The organism is Oceanobacillus sp. J11TS1 (genome assembly GCF_018333215.1).
Classification (GTDB): domain Bacteria; phylum Bacillota; class Bacilli; order Bacillales; family Amphibacillaceae; genus Oceanobacillus.
In genome coordinates this window covers 60,910-79,984 of sequence record NZ_BORO01000014.1, presented here as the reverse complement: position 1 = coordinate 79,984, position 19,075 = coordinate 60,910, and the positions used below count along the sequence as shown (strand labels likewise).

Below are 19,075 nucleotides of genomic sequence, written 5' to 3'. Positions count from 1 at the left end.
TGGTAACGGCTGGAAAGCATCAGACAGATTCCCTGTACATGTTTATTCCTTCCATGTCCAGGGACCTTCTTCTTTCGATAACTTCGGATGTCTTTTACAGCCTTCTTCCCATAAACGTAATGCTTTACTTGGATAACCTATTTGATAAGCTGCAATACTGTACCATTTATAATAGGATGCCCTTCTTTTCGCTTGTTCACCAGAAATACTTTGATACCGCCCATATGCTAAGGAATAGTTTGCCGTTTTTGCAAAGACCTCAGCAATCCGTAATTTTTGTTCCACGTGAAGCGGATAAATATTATTTATAATTTGAACATGTTTTTGATAACTTGGGTCCCCCGATTCATAATAAAAAAGAGCTAGATTTAAATGACTCAGCAAATTGTTCGGATAATCTTCTAACAAGTCTTCCTCAATATGCATTGCCTCTTCTTTTCTTCCTGTGTAAAACAATGCTTGCGCATAATCATGGACGGCTAAGTGATGTTCAGGGAAGTTTTCGATTACTTCCTCAATAAACGGAATTGCTTTGTCCCATTCATCGTTTTCTATATGATAAAAGGCTGTTTCCTGTAAGATAATCAGTTCATCCTCATCTTCAAGAGAAAATATCTCATCCGCTTCTTCCTCATCAATTTCTATATAATCAAGAAGCTGCGCAGCATCATCACTAAAATCTCCTTCTGGCTTTTTATCTAAATACATTTGTGCATATTTTTTAGCATCTTGAAGCAATCCAAGGTGTGCATAATTATTTGCAGCTAAATAGTAACAATCAACATATTCTCCTGTTTGCAACACTTCCGTTAATAGCTGATTTGCTTTATGATAAGAGCCAATTTCCGTATAAATGATGGATAACTGACATTTATATAAAGGAAAATAAGGTTTGTCCTCGATTGCTTTTTGTATCCATTTAATCGCAATATCAAATTTCCTTTTTTTAAATGCTTCTACACCCTTTGTATAGTAAAAATCGCCTTCAGGAATGAATGGGGTTACGTTATTATTTTTTATTTTGTTTCTTTTTCCTTTTAACATGCATATATCCCCCGTTCTTAAAGACAAGTCGATAAAGTAAAATTTCGCCAGTAGGAGATTTTCATCCTCCACCGAACAGTAGTTGAACCAATCGGGCCGTTACTGGCTGTTGGTCCTCCCACTTAGAAATAACCGTTTCCTTATTTTATGATGTGGGAGTCTTACAAAAGCCCTTCGATGGGGCGAGTAATAGTAATCGCAATGGTTTTCGGTGGGACGAGTAATCGCAGTCCCAGTCCCAGCCAGTTACACTGCGAGAAAAGTATATCATAGAATGTAGCAGATTCCCATATTTGTCATGTTGAATAATAAAGGAAAATTAAGGTGTCCTTGTGCGGAATTGTTCGTTGTTGGAAATCTTTTGCAGAATTGTCCCTGTAGTATCAACTATTCCATTTGGCGTATTTAAAAAACATGAAAAATAAGATGCACGCTAATCGTACATCTTATTTTTTGTTTTACGATATTATTTATCTGGATGTGTTGTTTCGTAAAGTAATTGTTCCAGCTCTTTTCTGTATGTTGTTGCTTCATCTTTTGTCCAGCCCAGTTCTTTTTCCATGAATGGAAGAACGGTATCCATGTGTTTTTCTACCCATGGACGGTTGAAGAATAGCGCTCCTGAGCGGCGGATAAAGAAGTCAACTGGTTTATATGCCATTTCTTCATTGATAGCATACAATAATTGAGCAAACACAACTGGATCAATGTTTTCTTTTTTCGCAGCTTCTTTGTTCTCTGTATAAAGTGCAAATATTTTATCTACATTTGCCCCGTAACGTTGCGTTAGTTGTGCTGCAGTTTCTTCTGTTAAACCAAGGCCTGTACCTTCTTTAACTTTTTCTTCTTTAAATTTCTTAAAGCCTTTTGATCCGCCAACTTCTCCACCTGAAATAGGTAAATGTTTTGTTTGGCTTTCGGTATATAGAATACCTTCTTCTTCTTTCAATTGTTTTGCTACCATATTTACAACATGTTCACCCATCTTACGGTAACCAGTTAGTTTTCCGCCTGCCATGGAGAGCAAACCAGAATCAGATTGGAAAATTTCATCTTTACGAGAGATTTCACTCGGGCTGTTCGCACCTTCTTGTGCAATTAAAGGTCGTAAACCAGCCCAGCTGGATTCCACTTTGCTTGCATCGATTCCAACAGAAGGGAACATATAATTAATCGCATTTAAGATATAATCACGATCCTCTTCTGTCATAGTTGGATGTGCAATATCTCCTTTATAACTAGTATCTGTGGTACCTACGTATGTTTTACCATCACGTGGAATAGCAAATACCATACGACCATCTGGCGTATCAAAATATACAGCCTGTTTAAGCGGGAATACAGATTGATCGAATACAAGATGGACACCTTTTGTTAAATGAAGTGTTTTTCCTTTTTTGGAACCATCTAATTCACGAACATCATCAACCCAAGGACCACCAGCATTAATAATTTTTTTCGCATAGATTTTATGTTTTTCTTTGCTGATTTGATCTTCCGCTACAACGCCGACTACCTTTCCATTTTCATAAATAAATTCCACTGCTTTTGTATAGTTGACTGCTTTCACACCATTTTCAACAGCTTTTTTAATAACTTCAATAGTTAAGCGGGCATCATCTGTTTTGTACTCAACATAAAAACCGCCACCGCGAAGCTCCTCTTTTTTCACAAGCGGTTCACGTCTTAACACTTCTTCTGGTTTTAACATTTCACGGCGTTCTGACTTTTTAACGCCTGCCAAAAAGTCATAAACACGAAGACCAATGCTGGATGTGAATGGTCCTAATGTACTTCCTTTATGGAACGGTAAAAGCATCCATTCTGGCGTTGTAACATGGGGACCATTCTCATACACAACTGCACGTTCTTTACCTACTTCTGCTACCATTTTAACTTCAAATTGCTGCAAGTAACGCAGACCACCGTGTACTAATTTTGTAGAACGGCTAGACGTCCCCGCTGCGAAGTCCATCATTTCAATAAGTCCTGTTCGTAAACCTCTTGTAGCAGCATCTAAAGATATCCCAGAGCCAGTAATACCTCCGCCAATGACTAATAAATCAAGTTGTTCACTTTCTAATGATTCTAATACTGCTTGACGTTTTTTACTTGAAAATTTACTCATATATTCTCCACTCCTTACGTATCTATAGTTTCTTATTCCCTATTTAAAGACGGTTATTCATCTAAAAGCATACGAGAAAATTTATGCACATCATTTTTTGGCAAAGTGTCTTACTATATTGCCATTCATGCTATGATATGACTACTTTAGACAAAATAAAAAGACCACAAGGCAGCTGATATAATAATACCAGCCTTCCTGCGGTCTCTCCTAAATTTCTCCGTCCGTATTTATTAACTTGTCTTTATAGTAACATAGATTATACAAGTTGTATAGCCTTTTGATTATTGTTGTACTTTTCAATGTTTAACACTAAATTGCAGTTAAAAATTACTATACAAGGACTTCAGCCAAGGATTTAAAAATATAGTAACTAGAAGTAGAGCCTGGGTCAATATGGCCGACAGATTTTGCTTGCAGATAGGATGCTCTGCCCTTTGTCGCTTCCATGGATTTCGTAGACTCCATTGCTTCTTTTGCTACTTTTTCTAACCCCTCTGCGTTAATTTCATCCTGACCTTTCCACCATAAAACAACCGGCACCCATACATCAACCATGGTTTTTTCCCCGGTTGTGGATTTCCCCCGATGCTGGATTCCATTGGCAGCTGCTTCCAGGCCTGCTGCCAAATCTTCTTTGTTAACGATATCTTTTCCTTTTAATGCCGTCGATAATTTCAGAAAAGCCGTGCCGTATAACGGGCCAGATGCGCCGCCTACTTTGGACATTAACGTCATGGCAACATCTTTTAAAACAGTTGAAACATCATCATAAGCAGATTGTTCAAGCTTGTTGACTACTTCCCTAAAACCTCTTGACATATTAATACCATGATCACTATCTCCAATTGCTTGGTCGAGCTCTGTCAAATAGGCTTTATTCTCTTGCATGCGTTCATTTGTTTTCTTCATCCATTCCTGAACTAATTGTACTGTTAACATAAGAAAATCCCCTTTCTGACATTATGCTCTGAAAGCGATAGCTTCACTCGGATATGCTAATAGTTGTTTTAATTCAGCATCCACTTTTAAAAGCGTGATAGAAAATCCTGCCATTTCAAGTGACGTCATGAATTCACCAACGTATGTCTGATGAATATCAATTTGCTTTTCCTTTAATAATTCATTCACATGGCCATTTACAATATATAATTCCATCTCTGGTGTTGCACCCATGCCATTAACCATGACCGCGACTTCATCGCCAGCTGATAAACTTAAATCCTCTAAAATGTTGTTCGTTAACTCAACAGCGATATCTTTTGCCGAAGTAATTTTCTTCCGTTCTGTACCAACTTCTCCGTGAATACCGATACCAATTTCCATCTCGTCTTCAGCCAAATGGAAACTCGGTTTTCCAGCATCAGGAACGGTACATGGAGTCAATGCCATTCCCATTGAACGTACTTGCTCAATCGCTTTTTCTGCCGCTGCTTTGACTTCTTCCAAGGAAGCTCCTTGTTCAGCTTTTGCTCCAGCTATTTTATGAACAAATACTGTCCCGGCGATTCCGCGACGACCAATTGTAAAATCACTGTCTTTCACAGCGATATCATCATTTACAATCACTTGCTCTACTCGGATTCCCTCTGATTCTGCCAATTCTCCAGCCATTTCAAAATTTAAAACGTCACCAGTATAGTTTTTTACGATCAGAAGGACACCATTTCCTTGATCGACTGATTTAATCGCTTCAAGAATCTGATCTGGTGTTGGTGAGGTGAAAACTTCTCCAACAACCGCGGCATCTAACATTCCTTTGCCAACATAGCCGGCATGAGCTGGTTCGTGCCCACTCCCGCCACCACTAACTAGGCCAACTTTATTTGCAGACAACTCTTTCCTACAAATAACATTTGTGCCTTCCACTTGAATCCACTGTTCCTCGTTTGCCAGAGTCATCCCTTTTACCATGTCTTCCATCACATTGCTTGGATTATTGATTATCTTTTTCATTTCCATCCCTCCAGATTGTTAATGAATTGAACCAATTCCAGTATCTATGTTAAAAAGTCAAATTGATCCCTAAGTCAGTTAGGTGTTCCATTGTAAGGGGTGTTTCAGTCCAGCCAGACTTATCCTGCTCTACAACATGCTAGGAACTATTCTGTTTTAAATGATCGTGTAGCTTCAACAGCTTTCTGCCAGCCACGATATAAACGGTCACTCTCTTCTTGTTCCATTTCTGGATTAAACGTTCTTTCATTTAACCATTGTGTTGCGATTTCATCCTGATCTTTCCAAAATCCTACAGCAAGTCCTGCTAAATATGCGGAACCCAGGGCTGTTGTTTCTTGAATAACTGGACGTTCTACAGGTACTTCAAGAATATCACTTTGGAACTGCATTAATAAATCATTTTTTACTGCGCCACCGTCAACACGGAGCGTTTTTAAATTAATGCCTGAATCCACACACATCGCGTCCATGACGTCTTTTGCCTGATAAGCTAAAGATTCTAATGTTGCACGGATAAAATGCTCTTTCTTCGTTCCTCTTGTCAAGCCAAAAATCGCACCGCGCGCATCACTATCCCAATAAGGCGTACCTAATCCAACAAATGCCGGAACCATATAAACACCATCTGTTGTATCTACTTTAGATGCTAATGCTTCACTTTCTGGACTCGATTCAATCATACGTAATCCATCTCGTAACCATTGAATTGCTGATCCTGCTACAAAGATACTTCCTTCTAATGCATAAGTTACTTTCCCATCTAATCCCCATGCAATCGTTGTTAATAATCCCTGTTTTGATTTTACCGGTTCTTCTCCAGTATTCATTAATAGGAAGCAGCCTGTTCCATACGTATTCTTCGCCATTCCTTGTTCAAAACACGCTTGTCCAAAAAGGGCGGCTTGCTGATCTCCTGCAATACCAGCGATAGGTACTTCTTCACCAAAGAAATGATAGGATACCGTTTTCGTATATACCTCAGATGATGGACGTACCTCTGGAAGCATTGATTTGGGTACACCAAGAAGATCTAGTAACTCCTCATCCCATTCTAAATCATAGATATTAAACATTAATGTTCGAGCTGCATTGGAGTAATCTGTTACGTGTGTTTTACCACCAGAGAATTTATAAATAAGCCACGTATCAATGGTTCCAAATAAAAGATCTCCAGCTTCTGCTTTTTCTCTTGCACCTTCCACATTATCTAAAATCCATTTCACTTTCGTTCCTGAGAAATATGGATCAATTAGTAGACCTGTTTTACTGCGAATTGTTTCTTCATATCCTTGTTGTTTCAATTCACGACAAATATCTTCTGTCTGACGTGATTGCCAAACAACAGCTCGATAGATCGGTCTTCCAGTATGTTTGTCCCATACAACGGTTGTTTCTCGTTGATTTGTAATACCGATTCCTGCAATTTGACTTGCTTCTACTTTCGTATTATTTAATATTTCTGCAATACAGCCAAGGACAGATGTCCAAATTTCATTTGCATCATGTTCTACCCAGCCCGGTTTAGGAAAGTGCTGCTCAAACTCCTTTTGAGCTGTTGCAATAATTTCCCCTTTTTTATTAAATAAAATAGCCCGAGAACTTGTTGTTCCCTGGTCAATAGATAATATATATTGCTCCGTCATACCCCTATTCCTCCATTGTGTGCTTTGTTAAATATTATTAAGTAGTCTACGGATGTTCAAGAAGGTTTGTCCCTCTTTCCCACAATTAGATTATCATATCACTTTTAAGCAATTTAGAAAACCTATGACTATTATATCAAATGAAAAAAATGACAACATAAAAAGCTCGCAACAAACCGTACCATCCTTCCAATGGCCTTTGCTTTGTGCGAGCTCCTTGTCTCCATCGCGATTCGTTTAACCATAGAATACACCTGATTGCAAACATCTTCAAATCTATTAAAGGTAATAATTGATATTTCCATAAATTGGTTAAAAAAGATTGAAGAACACGCGCCTGAAAAGGTAACCAAAATAAACAAATACAACTAAAGCAAGAATATTTTTACTTGCCCACATGCAGAAGTAAATATTTACAGTCAATAGAGATTTATATAATTTTCTAGAAACATAAAAAACAGCACCAAGCTATTGGTACTGCTTCCTGGGTTTCTATTGTTGCTTTATGAACAATCCCAAAGCTCCCGACTCGAAGTTGAAACAGAAACGGCACCAGCGTCGAGTGCGTCTTTAACTTGATTCTCCTCTTTAATTAATCCGCCGGCAATGACAGGAATATCGGTCCCTCCAACGATCTCTTCAATAATACCCGGTATCCGCCCGGGTAAGATTTCTACATAATCTGGTTGGAATCGGTGGAGAAGCTTCACACTTTGATCTAATGCAGCACTATCTAATATGAAAACACGCTGAATCGCTAATAACTTATACTTTTTTGCAGCTGCAATCACGTTTCCACGCGTCGTTAAAATACCATCGGGCTTCATTTCTCTATTTAGAAATTCCACCCCATACTCATCTGCTTTTAAACCTTGAATTAAATCAAAATGGATTAATACCTTTTTATTTGCACGGTGACTATAGTCAATCATACTTTTTAACTGAACTAATCTTGATTCCAAAATAATAATATACTCATGATTACTTTCTAACGCCTTCTCAAAATCTTTCATCCGTCGTACCGCAGGCAATACTCCAGCAGGTAATTGCATTAGCGTTTCCTCCCTTCATCATGATTCAGTAAATGGCGTGATTCCATCTCTTCTTTCGTATAAATAATCCGCATCGGGTTTCCCCCAACCAAAGCTCCAGCCGGAACATCTTTGTGTACAAGTGTAGCCGCAGATACAATCGCTCCATCGCCAATATGTACACCTGGTAATATTGTTGAGTTGGCACCTATCATCACTTCATTACCGATATGTACCTCTCCCAGGCGGTACTCTTTGATTAAATATTCATGTGCTAAAATCGTCGTATTGTAACCAATTATGCTGTTGGAACCAACAATAATTTTTTCAGGGAACATTGTATCAGGCATCGCCATTAAAGCGAATGACGTGTAATCTCCTACTTTCATATGCAGGAAGCGGCGATACATCCAATTTTTCATTCGGACAAATGGCATATAACGCGCAATCTGAATGACAATAAAGTTTTTCACTACTTTAAAAAAGGATACGGTATCGTACATTTGCCATAGAGAATTTGCGTTATGATGAACCTTGTATCTTTCTGTTCTCCGCATGACTATTCACCTGCCACTGTTAATAAATCCCTCATTGTATCCAAGTAATATGTTGGATGGTAGCTTTTTAAAAAGTCCTCTGTTTTTTCTGACCAGCTCACAGCTGCCGTTTGTACACCAGCACGCTGCCCTGAAACAATATCATGAAAATTATCACCAACCATCAAGGTTGTTTCAGGTGTTGCATGTAATCGTGCCATTGCTTTTTCGACTGGTTCAGGATGAGGTTTTTTATGTGACACATCATCATATGTAATGATAACTGGGAAAAACTCCGTCAGCTTCGTTAATTCCAAGCCCATCATAACCGTCTTTTTAATTTTTGTGCTGACAATTCCTAATGCAATTCCTTTGTCGTGAAGCTGTTTTATGGTTTCATAAACAGCTGGAAAAGTTTCAACATAACGATCATGCTCTTTCATATTATATTCCCGATACGTTGTTATCATTTGTTCAGATTTCTCAGGATCAATATGATGAAATGTTTCATTTAATGGTGGACCATTCAATTCTTTTATTTCTTCCGGTGTAAAATGCAGATTAAATTTTTCAAATGTATGTTCAAATGAAGCACGTATAAGTTCATTAGTATTTAGTAAAGTGCCATCTAAATCAAACAGAATGGTACGAATGCTCATGTTGCATTTTCCTTTCTTCTTTCTTCCAAGAATAAGCAATGCTCATCGTTAGAATAATTGCTACGGATAATCGAATAATTAATAACGGCCATACTGGAATACCAAGCGGTATAAAGACAAGTGTATCCTCGACAACAGCGTGGCAGGAAACAAGAAAAATCAGCGCTAAATACATGTCTTTTTTGGGCACATTATCCTCTTTTACAGCCTGCATCATTAATCCTGCACCATAAGCAAGTCCGATCGTAAGCCCAGCAACCATTGTCATGGAAGCTCGTTTATCTATACCTAGTATTTTCATAAATGGGGCCATTTTATTCGACATCGCTGTTAACCAGCCTAGTTCTCGCATAACTTGCATAATAATCATTAATGGAATAACAATACAAGCTAATTGCACAATGGCAATCACTGCAGCCTGTGCCCCGTGAAGGACAATCTCCCACCAGTTATTTAAAACAACTTCATTGCTGGAGATAAATCCATATTGTGCAAGCTCTCCCCCGCCATTCCAGAATAGGTTGATAAGAAGCGCTGAAGTAACAGCAAGCCCAACACGAATTCCAACAATTACCCACCATTTGACACCAACTCTTGTTGCCACAGCAGATTCAATAAAAAGATTATGAGAGAAGGACAACATTACTGCCAAAATAAATACTTCCTTTACCGTAAAATCAAAAGAAATAATTGCAGCAATACCAGCATATAAATTTAATCCATTCCCTAACACAAGCGGCACAGCAGCTTCGCCTGACAAGCCGAATAATCCCATTAATGGAGATATGATATTCATAAACCATGGGAAAATAGGTGTAAATTGTAATATCGTGATGATTAATGTAATTGGAAATATCACTTTACCAAGGGTTAATGTTGTTTTTAACCCTTGGATCAATCCTCTGAGAAACATACCTTTCATTCTTTTACCTCATTTCAGATTTCAAACATATTTACTTCTTTTTCTTCTTACCTTTATTCTTATTCGATTGCTTCGTCTGTTTCTTTTTTTACTGGCGCATCAAGATAATGAGCAGTTGTTGTTTTTTTCCGATATATCATGATTACAATCCCTGCTGTAATGGTTAGGATAGATATAAATTGGGCCGTTCGCAAGTCGCCAATAATATATAAGCTATCTGTACGAAGTCCTTCAATAAAGAATCTGCCAATGGAGTACGTAATTGCATACGTTAAGAATACCATTCCCCGTGTTGGATTCATTCTGCGGAAAAGGAGTAGACCAGCAAATATCAAGAGGTTCCAAAGGGATTCATATAGAAACGTTGGATAGTACATGACACCATCGATGACCATTTGATTCATAATAAAGTCTGGCAAATACTGATGGAAATTTTCATAAGCAGCTTCCGAAATGGGACCGCCATGCGCTTCTTGATTGACGAAATTCCCCCAGCGTCCAATTGCCTGTCCTAAAATTAAACTTGGGGCAACCACATCGGCAAGCTGCCAAAAAGGGATTTTCCGTTTTTTCGTGAAAAAAATCGCTGTAAGAACACCGCCAATAATTGCCCCATGGATAGCAATGCCGCCCTCCCAGGTGGCAAACACCTTCCAAAATGGACCATTGACGTATCGGTCAAATTCAAAAATCACATAATAGATTCTTGCAGAAATGATGGCAATCGGCACCGCATAAATAACAAAGTCCATTATGGTTTCTTTACCCAGACCAACTCTTTCTGCTTCTCTTGTTGCTAAATAAATTGCTAAAATTGCTCCAACCGCAATAATGACACCATACCAATATATGGTTAATGGACCAATTTCTAAAAATACGCGATCAATAGGAGCTCTCGTCCCAATCATGAATATTCCAACCTCCTAATAGGGGATGTTCAAAAGTCCAAGCGACTTTCAACGACGGGATTTTTTGAACACACGCTATTATTGCTCTAAATCACCTTGTTCAATCATTCTTGTTAAACGGTCTGAGAATTCTTCAGCTGTGTTAACGCCCATGCGCTTTAAGCGGAAATTCATAGCTGCCACTTCAATAATAACTGCAAGGTTTCTTCCAGGTCTGACAGGTATGGTTGCTTTTGGTAAATGAACATCCATAATCTTCATGGTATCTTCATCCAAGCCTAAGCGGTCATATTGTTTCTTTTCATCCCAATTTTCCAGCTGAATAACCATGGAAATCCTTTTTTCACTGCGAATGGAGCTTGCTCCAAATAACGTCATTACATTAATAATACCTAGACCACGAATCTCCAGCAAATGTTCAATAAGAGCCGGAGCGTTGCCTATCAAGCTCTCATAATCTTCTTGACGAATTTCTACATTATCATCTGCTACAAGGCGATGTCCGCGCTTTACTAATTCAAGTGCTGTCTCACTTTTACCGACACCACTTTGACCGATAATTAAGACGCCAACGCCATAAATATCAATTAAAACACCATGTACCGCAGTAAACGGTGCAAATTTAGATTCTAAGTAATTGGTTAAACGACTCAATACTCGCGTTGTTGTTCGCGGCGATTGTATAATAGGTACTCCAGAATTCTCAGAGGCCTCAAAAAATTCTTCAGGTACATCCATACCACGGGAAATAATGATTCCTGGTGTGACATCAGTACATAGATTTTCAGCTCGCTGCTTCCGTTCTTCTGCGTTTAAACCCAGGAAATAAGCTAATTCTGTCTTTCCGATTAATTGTAGGCGTTCACGTGGATAATAGTCAAAAAAACCAGTCATTTCTAGTCCTGGACGTGAAATATCACTTGTTATAATCTCACGATGAATCCCCTCTTCTCCTGCTACTAAATGTAAATTAAACCTATCTAATAAGTCTTTTGTACGGACGGTCGATACCATTTTGAAGCACCTCTCCTTATCAAAGCTAACTGTTATACATTTTAGCATATTCCTGTCAAAAAACGTAGGGGCGAAGTTTTCTAGGTTTTGTTTAAAGAGAGTGTGTAGCTTGGAGGGGATTTTCTGTTCTGTGAGAGGAATAGCAAGGTGGAGTGATTGGCTTGGGGGCGGGTTGGGGGCAGCTTGGAGCGGATATTCGGTTTTCCGAGCGGGTTAAATGATAATTGGAGCGCATATCTAGATCTTCGAGCGGGTTGGATTACTTTTGGAGCGCATATCTGGATTTCGGAGCGGATCGGGAGTATTTTCGAGCGCATATTTGGATTTCTGAGCGGTTCGGTTTAAATTAGTATTTTAATTTCAATCATCTTTCATGTAAACGCTTGTTTTTTGAGGAAACGCTGTATAATATTACATTAATATATAGCCGTTGATGAAGAGAGTAATTATATTTAATGTACCAAAGCGAGTTGGGAGTTGGTGGAAGCCCAATGATACAAAATATAATGAAGCGCACTTCGGAGGTGCTGTCTGAACAATCAGTAGGATACGCCGGGTAATTCCGTTAGAAATAATTTAAGAAGGTTCTTAGCATTGCTTATTAATCGCGTGCTTTCATAAGCAATGCTAAGAACAATTAGGGTGGTACCGCGGTTAAGCTCGTCTCTATGTTAACTATGGAGGCGGGTTTTTTTATGCGTTATAATTTCACATTCAATCATACTGGAGGAGTGTATTATGAACTATCGTCAACAATTTGCAGAAAAGATTCATTCTCATTTAGAAGGAATGGTCGATGTCAATGAAATTATTTCATTGATAGAAGAACCAAAATATAGTACGCATGGCGACTTAGCTTTTCCTTGTTTTACTTTAGCAAGAAAACTAAAAAAATCTCCACAGCAAATAGCTGCAGATTTATCCGAAAAAATAAATGCTCCGTTTTTAGAAAAAACCGTGCCAGAAGGTCCCTATTTGAACGGGTTTCTAAATAAGGAAAGCGTAAGTAGGCAAGTGATTCAGCAAATTAACGAAAAACAAGGAAACTATGGTTCTTTTTCGATAGGTAATGGAAAGACAATCACATTAGATTTTTCATCCCCTAATATTGCAAAACCTTTTTCCATGGGACATTTACGCTCTACGGTTATTGGAAACGCAATTGCAAATATATCAGAAAAATGCGGCTACAAAGTGGTTCGTATAAATCATCTTGGTGACTGGGGAACGCAATTCGGAAAGCTTATTACCGCTTATAAGCTGTGGGGATCGGAAGAAAAAGTGCGGGAGAATCCAATTAAAGAACTGTTCCACCTATACGTTACGTTTCATGAAAAAGCAGAAAAACAGCCTGACTTAGAGGATAAAGCCCGCTCGTGGTTTAAACAATTAGAAGCTGGAAATGAAGAGGCAAGCCAGCTCTGGAAGTGGTTCAGGGAGGAATCTTTAAAAGAATTTGCGAAGATTTATGGGTTGTTAGATATCCAATTCGATTCTTACGATGGAGAAGCATTCTATAATGATAAAATGGACGCTGTGATCCAAGTATTAAAAGCTAAAGACCTCCTTTCCGTATCAGATGGAGCCGAAGTAGTTGATTTAACAGATGAGAATATGCCGCCATGTTTAATTAGAAAGAAAGATGGTGCTACACTTTACGCAACCAGAGATTTAGCAGCAGCTCTTTACAGAAGAAAGACCTATCATTTCGAGAAGTCCTTCTATATTGTCGGGCAGGAACAGCATCTCCATTTTCAGCAGTTATTTCTTGTCCTTCAGAAAATGGGCTATGACTGGGCAGCAGAATTAAAGCATATTCCATTCGGGTTTATTTTAAAAGACGGTAAGAAAATGTCAACGAGAAAAGGCAAGGTTGTCCTTTTGGAGGATGTCATTAAGGAAGCTATTGACCTTGCTTACAAAAACATTGAAGCAAAAAATCCCTCGCTAGTAAATAAACAAGAAGTAGCTAAACAGGTTGGTGTTGGAGCAATCATTTTTCATGACTTAAAGCATGAACGCCAAAATAATATAGAATTTAATCTAGATGAAATGCTGAAATTCGAAGGGAGTACAGGGCTTTATGTCCAGTATACGCATGCTCGGGGACGCTCGATTCTCCGTAAAGCTTCTGTAAAAGATGATTTGAATATAGTTGGTTTAACCGATTCGCATAGCTGGACCGTAATTAAAACTTTGATGGATTTTCCAAATGTAATTGAAAAAAGCTTTCAGCACACCGAACCATCCGTCATTGCGAGATATGTCCTAAATTTAAGTCAGGAATTTAATAAATATTATAGTCATGTCAAAATATTATCGGACGATGCGGAACAAAACAGCAGGCTGGCATTGGTGAATTCCGTTACGATTGTCCTGAAAGAAGGGCTGAGATTGCTTGGGGTGCAGGCTCCGGAGCAGCTCTAATTATTTATTAAAATCCCTCAATGTGTACCACATTTCTTTCACAAAGCACTTGCACTTCACGTTACGGAAAGGTTTATACTTCATTACAAAGGAGTTGATATAGGATGTATACCATTGGGGAATTTAGTGCAAAAACAGGATTTTCATCAAGAACCTTGCGTTTTTACGAGGAACTCGGCCTTCTTTATCCAAGCAAAAGAAATGAAAGTGGACATCGTATATATGGATTAGAGGAACTCGCTACCTTACAGCGTATTCAGTCATTGAAATTTATTGGTTACTCCCTCCAAGAAATTAAAGAACTGCTGGATAAGGAAGAGATCACGTTGGAAAGCTTTGCGGATTCCTTGCCTATTCAGAGAAAGGTTTTAGTGCATAAGCGAGAAGAAATTGACCGGGCGATAACAGCTATTGACCATGTTCAAGAACTTTTAGATGATAACTTCCCATTAGACTGGACCATTCTCACGTCGCTGCTTCATGGTATGGAATTTGAAGAGGAGCAAATTGCATGGATGAAGGAACATTTCCCAGATGATTTTGCCTCTCATTTCACAGATATACCAAAGGAAGAGCGCGTGAAGCTAGACAGAGATGGCTATCTATACTGGCTGATGTCAAAAGATTGATGAGAGAAAATATCCCTGCAGATGCACCAGAAGCACAGCAAGTACTTTTGGATATAAAGTGAAACTTCCTTCAGTGGGGGTTTTCTTTCATCCCCCACTGAAGGTTAGTTGAACGAATCGGGCCGTTACTGGCTGTTAGATCTCCCACTTAGAAATATAATTTTTTACTCATTTCTTGAAGTGGGAGTCTTAAAGCCAGTTACACTGCGATAAATGAGCTATTTCTGAAAATTGTACCTGAAGAGGCCATTGCAGAAAATATGGACAAATGGGAAGATCAGCTAGAATCAATAGAAGCTGACGATTTTATTGCACCGAGTTTCTGGTCGAAAGAGGAAGAAGCGTATATGGAGGAAATAGCAAAAGTGATGGAACAGCAGTATAAAGGGAACGATGAAAAATAAGCATAATAAAAGTCCGGATTTCACCTTTAATTTTATCCTTTATTAAAAGAGAAATTTTCCGGACTTTTTCATCCTATTTTCTTGTGGGGATCCTTTTAAGAGAAATATAGTTCTGTAAGCCTTCTTATATCTATTTCACTTGAAACATTCATAAAGTATGGCGCCTGCCATGCTTGTGTTTTTTTAGCAGAGTTATTTAAAGACTTTTCCCAAGAAGGGTATACTCTGATGGCCATTTTCCCCTTGTTATCTACAGTTCTTAATATTCCTTTGTCTAAAAGAAGCGATTTCGGAAAAATAAACTGACCTTTCAAGTCCTTATCTATAATCGAAATCATTATTTTATCCGGGCTTTCACTATATGCATAAGCCTGGTTACAATGATTTACATCTTTTTCCCAAAATACAACAAAATAACCATTTTTCTTTGGTGTTCGTTTAGCTAAACGACTCCTATATTTATTTTAATATTAAAAGTAGTTCCCTCATATTCCATATTTTGTGGTTCTTTTAAGATATTTGTGATTTCATAATCTGTTCTGCCAGAAAGTAATTCATTGATTAAGTTTATCGATTTTAGCATTTTCTCTTCTCCTTCCTTTATAATTCATCAAATATTGATGATGGATATATTGCATAACATAAAAGTAGGAAGGTTGGAGAAATTCTAATCTTCTGCTTAATAACTCTATAAAGAACTGCAACCAATTATCTTTTCCTTTTAACTCTCATCCTTTGAATTTCTGATTATTTAACCGCAATATATATTTCTACTTGCCCATTTGCTGGGTCCATGTCACCGCTATAATATTCAAAATCACCAGTAAATGTCCGCTGATTTTCGGGTTGCTGCTGCCACTCCCAAATAGCAGCCCATGCTTGCTGTACCTTTTCGACAATCGGTCCTTTTTCTGTTTCAAATACAGCGTAGGTAGCCTCTGGTACTGTAAAGGTTTGAATCTCTTCTAGGTTTTGAATGGAAGAAGCATCCTCAACCTGTACACTTACCATCACTTCATAGGCTCCTTTATCTTCTTGTTCATAATGAAAATAACAGCTATAATTCCCCTCTTTGCAAATATTTACACCTAATTTCTCACTAATGTTCTCTGCAAAAAAGCGTTCAAATAATGATCCTATCTTTCCATTCCCAAGCTGCTCAGTTTGATTTGTTGTGATTGCACTGACTCCCGCTAGTGTAAATGCTGGCCGTCTTTCAATACGGACCGGACTTATTTTTGCTGCTCTCGATTTATCCTGCTTCATAATCTATCAGTCTCCTTATCATTTTGATAATATCTATTATAAAGCAGTAAACCTGACATCTATCTGTCATGTTTAACAATCTTTTTTATATAAATTTATAATTTGTGCTGCACGCTCTGCGATAATCTCTCGTAAATGAACAGGCTTTCGTACTTCCACATGATGACCAAAACTGAGAATAAAGCTATATAACCACTCATCCTCTGGATAGGCTTTCTTTACTTCCCACGCTCCATCACCAGTTGGTATAAGGTCCGCTGCATCAAACCAATCTTCTGCTAGATGACGTACTTCTTCCTGAAAACGCAAGACAATCTCATTATCGCCAGAAGGTGTTAATGATTGTTTTCCTGTTATCTGCTTTTGCTCTGGCAAAGTACGGCGGGTAAAGCTTATTTCTAAATCAACAGCTAAGTGTTTTATTCTTCTTAATTTAAATAAGCGAAACTGCGCCTTCCCAAGACAATAAGCTTGTACGTACCATTGTCTTCCTTTGAAAATTAATGTATACGGCTCTACCATTCGTTGTGTAATCTTTCCTTGTGCATCAGAATAGGTAAATGAAATCACCAAGCAGTTATCAATTGCTTTTTCAATACTTTCAAGTTTTAAGCGGAGACTGTCACTATTATCCCAGGGAGAATAATCAATAAGAACCCGGTTCGTTTTATTTTGAAAAGCTTCTGCATCCCCAGGAAGTACAATACTATTCATTTTTTCCATTAATTGCTGATATTGCTCTTTTTCATAAGAAGTAGAGAGACTGCGAAGCGCAGTAACAATCGATGCTAATTCATCTTTTGTCAGCATATTGCGATCCAGCCGGTACCCTTCCGCTAGCCCGATGCCACCATTCACCCCCTGATAGGTCACAATGGGAATACCGGCAGCTTGAATAGCATCAATATCCCGATAGATTGTCCGAATAGATACGTCAAATTTATCTGCTAAATCCTTTGCTTGCAGCATACGATGGTTTAGCAATAATATAATAATGGATAATAGCCTTTCTAATTTCATCGTTTGCTCTCGCCCTCTCTGACATTGTTTTTGCTCTTGTTATGTTTATCTCACTATATAAAGAAAAAAGAAGGCTAGGTAAAACCCAACCTTCAGCGCATGTCACGTACAAGACTATTTAAAATCATTGTAATAAACGATATAACAATCGATGCAATAAATGCTGTGCCAAAACCATCAATAACAAATGCATCTCCAATTAATGCTTGTGTAATCATAAGCGTAATGGCATTAATCACAATTAAAAATAGCCCAAAGGTAATAACTGTAATTGGCAGCGTTAAAATAACTAAAATAGGCTTAACAAAAATGTTTAAGATAGCTAAAATAAAGCTGGCTAAAAGTGCCGTACCAAACCCGTCTAATTGAAAAGAATCAAAAATTTGTGCAACGGCTATCAGTGCCACTGCATTTAATACAAGTGAAATAATTCCTCGAAGCAACATTAATAAACGTCCCCTTTAGGCATAATCAATGCAGCAATTAAATAAGCAATTGCAACAGTCGAAAAGCTAGGGATAAGTAATATTAAGAAAATAACACGGAGTAATGTCGGATCTACATTAAAATATTCTCCTAATCCGCCAAGTACACCTGCAACCAATTTATTTGATTCTGAACGATACAATTTTTTCATGGAATTACCTCCCTCTATAACTAATTTGTCATCTATCTATCCATGGATATGTGTCTTACTACCTTTTCATACGAAAAAAGAAATGAAAAAGTTTCATTTCTTTATCTTCCCACTCCATATTTATTTTAAACAGTACGATTAGTTTTGTTTATTGTCATCAAAATTCCAAAGATAAAAACGTTCTGTAGAGTAGTTTTCAATCATTTCTTTTTTCACTTGATCATCTAAATCATCCATATTTTTAAACCAGCCAAACATTCCTGCTACTTGAGAATCATGAGATAGAATGGTTTGCAGTTTTTTATCAAAATAGTCATGTACATCATTTTCAATATGCGGTGGTCCTAATTTTAGTTCATGATCATTTGAAAAAGCCTGCGCCCAAACTTTTGGTCTTTTATCAGGATCCATATCCTCTACAGCTTGAACAGCTGCAGCTCCTAAAGAATTATGATCTGGGTGCACTGCATAACCAGGGTAATGGGTAATTACAAGAGAAGGTTCAATTTCTTCTAGTAAACTTCTTAAATGATCTGCTACCTCTTGCTTATCTTCAAATTCAATCGTTTTATCACGGTAACCTAGCATCTTTAATTCCATATCTAAGGTAGCGCATGCACGTTTTAATTCTTTTTTACGGATTTCCGGTAATGATTCTCTATTGGCAAAGGTTGGATTTCCCATATTTCTTCCCATTTGTCCTAGCGTTCCGCATAAGTATGTTACCGGCACACCTTCTGCACGAAACTTTGCAACAGAACCAGCTGCTCCAAATGCTTCATCATCCGGGTGCGGAAAAATAACCACAACATGTTTCTCCATTACTTTCACCTATCTTTCTATAATCA

Annotated in this window: 20 protein-coding genes, 1 pseudogene and 1 other annotated feature; of the genes and pseudogenes, 3 read left to right on the top strand and 18 right to left on the bottom strand. The window is 38.0% G+C overall.

All coding sequences use genetic code 11. The annotated features are described in order from the left end of the window. Positions 1-42 precede the first annotated feature (42 nt). The 11 genes from KI343_RS12355 to hprK form a co-directional block, all read right to left on the bottom strand. Positions 43-1,044 carry a tetratricopeptide repeat protein gene (locus KI343_RS12355; protein WP_212926727.1) on the bottom strand — a complete coding sequence of 334 codons (1,002 nt, stop codon included), beginning with the start codon at positions 1,042-1,044 and terminating at the stop codon, positions 43-45. Between the two features lie 466 nt (positions 1,045-1,510). Next, a complete protein-coding gene (locus KI343_RS12350; RefSeq protein WP_212926726.1) occupies positions 1,511-3,172 on the bottom strand; it encodes a glycerol-3-phosphate dehydrogenase/oxidase in 1,662 nt (553 codons plus the stop codon). Positions 3,173-3,505: 333 nt separating this feature from the next. After that, a complete protein-coding gene (gene dhaL / locus KI343_RS12345) occupies positions 3,506-4,114 on the bottom strand; it encodes a dihydroxyacetone kinase subunit DhaL (protein ID WP_212926725.1) in 609 nt (202 codons plus the stop codon). Between the two features lie 21 nt (positions 4,115-4,135). Then, on the bottom strand, positions 4,136-5,128 hold the full coding sequence (gene dhaK, locus KI343_RS12340; protein ID WP_212926724.1) for a dihydroxyacetone kinase subunit DhaK: 993 nt from the start codon (positions 5,126-5,128) through the stop codon (positions 4,136-4,138). A gap of 146 nt (positions 5,129-5,274) precedes the next feature. Beyond that, positions 5,275-6,774, bottom strand: coding sequence for a glycerol kinase GlpK (gene glpK / locus KI343_RS12335; protein ID WP_212926723.1), 1,500 nt, complete (start codon positions 6,772-6,774; stop codon positions 5,275-5,277). 503 nt (positions 6,775-7,277) lie between these two features. Next, positions 7,278-7,826 carry a glycerol-3-phosphate responsive antiterminator gene (locus KI343_RS12330; RefSeq protein ID WP_212926722.1) on the bottom strand — a complete coding sequence of 183 codons (549 nt, stop codon included), beginning with the start codon at positions 7,824-7,826 and terminating at the stop codon, positions 7,278-7,280. Then, positions 7,826-8,362, bottom strand: coding sequence for an acyltransferase (locus tag KI343_RS12325; RefSeq protein WP_212926721.1), 537 nt, complete (start codon positions 8,360-8,362; stop codon positions 7,826-7,828). Before KI343_RS12325 ends, KI343_RS12330 begins: the two co-directional genes overlap by 1 nt. 2 nt (positions 8,363-8,364) lie before the next feature. Further along, positions 8,365-9,000 (bottom strand): pyrophosphatase PpaX, encoded by a 636-nt coding sequence (gene ppaX / locus KI343_RS12320; protein ID WP_212926720.1) that lies wholly within the window; start codon positions 8,998-9,000, stop codon positions 8,365-8,367. Then, a complete protein-coding gene (locus KI343_RS12315) occupies positions 8,975-9,922 on the bottom strand; it encodes a nucleoside recognition domain-containing protein (protein ID WP_212926719.1) in 948 nt (315 codons plus the stop codon). Before KI343_RS12315 ends, ppaX begins: the two co-directional genes overlap by 26 nt. 59 nt (positions 9,923-9,981) lie before the next feature. Continuing rightward, on the bottom strand, positions 9,982-10,830 hold the full coding sequence (gene lgt, locus KI343_RS12310; RefSeq protein WP_212926718.1) for a prolipoprotein diacylglyceryl transferase: 849 nt from the start codon (positions 10,828-10,830) through the stop codon (positions 9,982-9,984). Positions 10,831-10,908: 78 nt separating this feature from the next. Further along, on the bottom strand, positions 10,909-11,844 hold the full coding sequence (gene hprK, locus KI343_RS12305; RefSeq protein ID WP_212926717.1) for an HPr(Ser) kinase/phosphatase: 936 nt from the start codon (positions 11,842-11,844) through the stop codon (positions 10,909-10,911). A 421-nt stretch (positions 11,845-12,265) separates the two neighbouring features. Beyond that, positions 12,266-12,515 (top strand) — a binding site (T-box leader). A gap of 67 nt (positions 12,516-12,582) precedes the next feature. Here hprK and argS point away from each other — a divergent pair. From argS to KI343_RS12290, 3 genes are all read left to right on the top strand, one after another. Continuing rightward, positions 12,583-14,271 carry an arginine--tRNA ligase gene (gene argS, locus KI343_RS12300; RefSeq protein WP_212926716.1) on the top strand — a complete coding sequence of 563 codons (1,689 nt, stop codon included), beginning with the start codon at positions 12,583-12,585 and terminating at the stop codon, positions 14,269-14,271. Between the two features lie 104 nt (positions 14,272-14,375). Next, the gene (locus KI343_RS12295; protein WP_212926715.1) at positions 14,376-14,900 is read left to right on the top strand and encodes a MerR family transcriptional regulator; all 525 of its coding nucleotides are present in this window, start codon (positions 14,376-14,378) and stop codon (positions 14,898-14,900) included. Positions 14,901-15,160: 260 nt separating this feature from the next. Next, a complete protein-coding gene (locus KI343_RS12290; RefSeq protein ID WP_212926714.1) occupies positions 15,161-15,304 on the top strand; it encodes a hypothetical protein in 144 nt (47 codons plus the stop codon). Between the two features lie 95 nt (positions 15,305-15,399). Here the strand turns inward: KI343_RS12290 and KI343_RS20630 are convergent. The 7 genes and pseudogenes from KI343_RS20630 to bshB2 all read right to left on the bottom strand — a co-directional run. Beyond that, positions 15,400-15,705 (bottom strand): annotated as a pseudogene (locus KI343_RS20630) (MepB family protein); the annotation flags it as partial. 41 nt (positions 15,706-15,746) lie between these two features. Then, positions 15,747-15,887, bottom strand: a complete 141-nt coding sequence (locus tag KI343_RS12280) for a hypothetical protein (RefSeq protein ID WP_212926713.1) — start codon at positions 15,885-15,887, stop codon at positions 15,747-15,749. A gap of 164 nt (positions 15,888-16,051) precedes the next feature. Next, entirely contained in the window at positions 16,052-16,570 is a 519-nt protein-coding gene (locus KI343_RS12275) for a GyrI-like domain-containing protein (protein ID WP_212926712.1), read from the bottom strand. Between the two features lie 72 nt (positions 16,571-16,642). Then, positions 16,643-17,590: a helix-turn-helix transcriptional regulator gene (locus KI343_RS12270; RefSeq protein WP_212926711.1), complete on the bottom strand. Its 948-nt coding sequence runs from the start codon at positions 17,588-17,590 to the stop codon at positions 16,643-16,645. Positions 17,591-17,682: 92 nt separating this feature from the next. Then, a complete protein-coding gene (locus KI343_RS12265; RefSeq protein ID WP_212926710.1) occupies positions 17,683-18,036 on the bottom strand; it encodes a phage holin family protein in 354 nt (117 codons plus the stop codon). Continuing rightward, the gene (locus KI343_RS12260; protein WP_212926709.1) at positions 18,036-18,227 is read right to left on the bottom strand and encodes a PspC domain-containing protein; all 192 of its coding nucleotides are present in this window, start codon (positions 18,225-18,227) and stop codon (positions 18,036-18,038) included. Before KI343_RS12260 ends, KI343_RS12265 begins: the two co-directional genes overlap by 1 nt. A gap of 138 nt (positions 18,228-18,365) precedes the next feature. Next, positions 18,366-19,049, bottom strand: a complete 684-nt coding sequence (bshB2, locus tag KI343_RS12255; RefSeq protein ID WP_212926708.1) for a bacillithiol biosynthesis deacetylase BshB2 — start codon at positions 19,047-19,049, stop codon at positions 18,366-18,368. Positions 19,050-19,075: the final 26 nt, after the last annotated feature.

Coding starts and splice junctions, on each gene's coding strand:
- KI343_RS12355 (WP_212926727.1), bottom strand. CDS start 1,044: ATGTTAAAAGGAAAAAGAAACAAAATAAAAAATAATAACGTAACCCCA.
- KI343_RS12350 (WP_212926726.1), bottom strand. CDS start 3,172: ATGAGTAAATTTTCAAGTAAAAAACGTCAAGCAGTATTAGAATCATTA.
- dhaL (WP_212926725.1), bottom strand. CDS start 4,114: ATGTTAACAGTACAATTAGTTCAGGAATGGATGAAGAAAACAAATGAA.
- dhaK (WP_212926724.1), bottom strand. CDS start 5,128: ATGAAAAAGATAATCAATAATCCAAGCAATGTGATGGAAGACATGGTA.
- glpK (WP_212926723.1), bottom strand. CDS start 6,774: ATGACGGAGCAATATATATTATCTATTGACCAGGGAACAACAAGTTCT.
- KI343_RS12330 (WP_212926722.1), bottom strand. CDS start 7,826: ATGCAATTACCTGCTGGAGTATTGCCTGCGGTACGACGGATGAAAGAT.
- KI343_RS12325 (WP_212926721.1), bottom strand. CDS start 8,362: ATGCGGAGAACAGAAAGATACAAGGTTCATCATAACGCAAATTCTCTA.
- ppaX (WP_212926720.1), bottom strand. CDS start 9,000: ATGAGCATTCGTACCATTCTGTTTGATTTAGATGGCACTTTACTAAAT.
- KI343_RS12315 (WP_212926719.1), bottom strand. CDS start 9,922: ATGAAAGGTATGTTTCTCAGAGGATTGATCCAAGGGTTAAAAACAACA.
- lgt (WP_212926718.1), bottom strand. CDS start 10,830: ATGATTGGGACGAGAGCTCCTATTGATCGCGTATTTTTAGAAATTGGT.
- hprK (WP_212926717.1), bottom strand. CDS start 11,844: ATGGTATCGACCGTCCGTACAAAAGACTTATTAGATAGGTTTAATTTA.
- argS (WP_212926716.1), top strand. CDS start 12,583: ATGAACTATCGTCAACAATTTGCAGAAAAGATTCATTCTCATTTAGAA.
- KI343_RS12295 (WP_212926715.1), top strand. CDS start 14,376: ATGTATACCATTGGGGAATTTAGTGCAAAAACAGGATTTTCATCAAGA.
- KI343_RS12290 (WP_212926714.1), top strand. CDS start 15,161: ATGGACAAATGGGAAGATCAGCTAGAATCAATAGAAGCTGACGATTTT.
- KI343_RS12280 (WP_212926713.1), bottom strand. CDS start 15,887: ATGCTAAAATCGATAAACTTAATCAATGAATTACTTTCTGGCAGAACA.
- KI343_RS12275 (WP_212926712.1), bottom strand. CDS start 16,570: ATGAAGCAGGATAAATCGAGAGCAGCAAAAATAAGTCCGGTCCGTATT.
- KI343_RS12270 (WP_212926711.1), bottom strand. CDS start 17,590: ATGAAATTAGAAAGGCTATTATCCATTATTATATTATTGCTAAACCAT.
- KI343_RS12265 (WP_212926710.1), bottom strand. CDS start 18,036: ATGTTGCTTCGAGGAATTATTTCACTTGTATTAAATGCAGTGGCACTG.
- KI343_RS12260 (WP_212926709.1), bottom strand. CDS start 18,227: ATGAAAAAATTGTATCGTTCAGAATCAAATAAATTGGTTGCAGGTGTA.
- bshB2 (WP_212926708.1), bottom strand. CDS start 19,049: ATGGAGAAACATGTTGTGGTTATTTTTCCGCACCCGGATGATGAAGCA.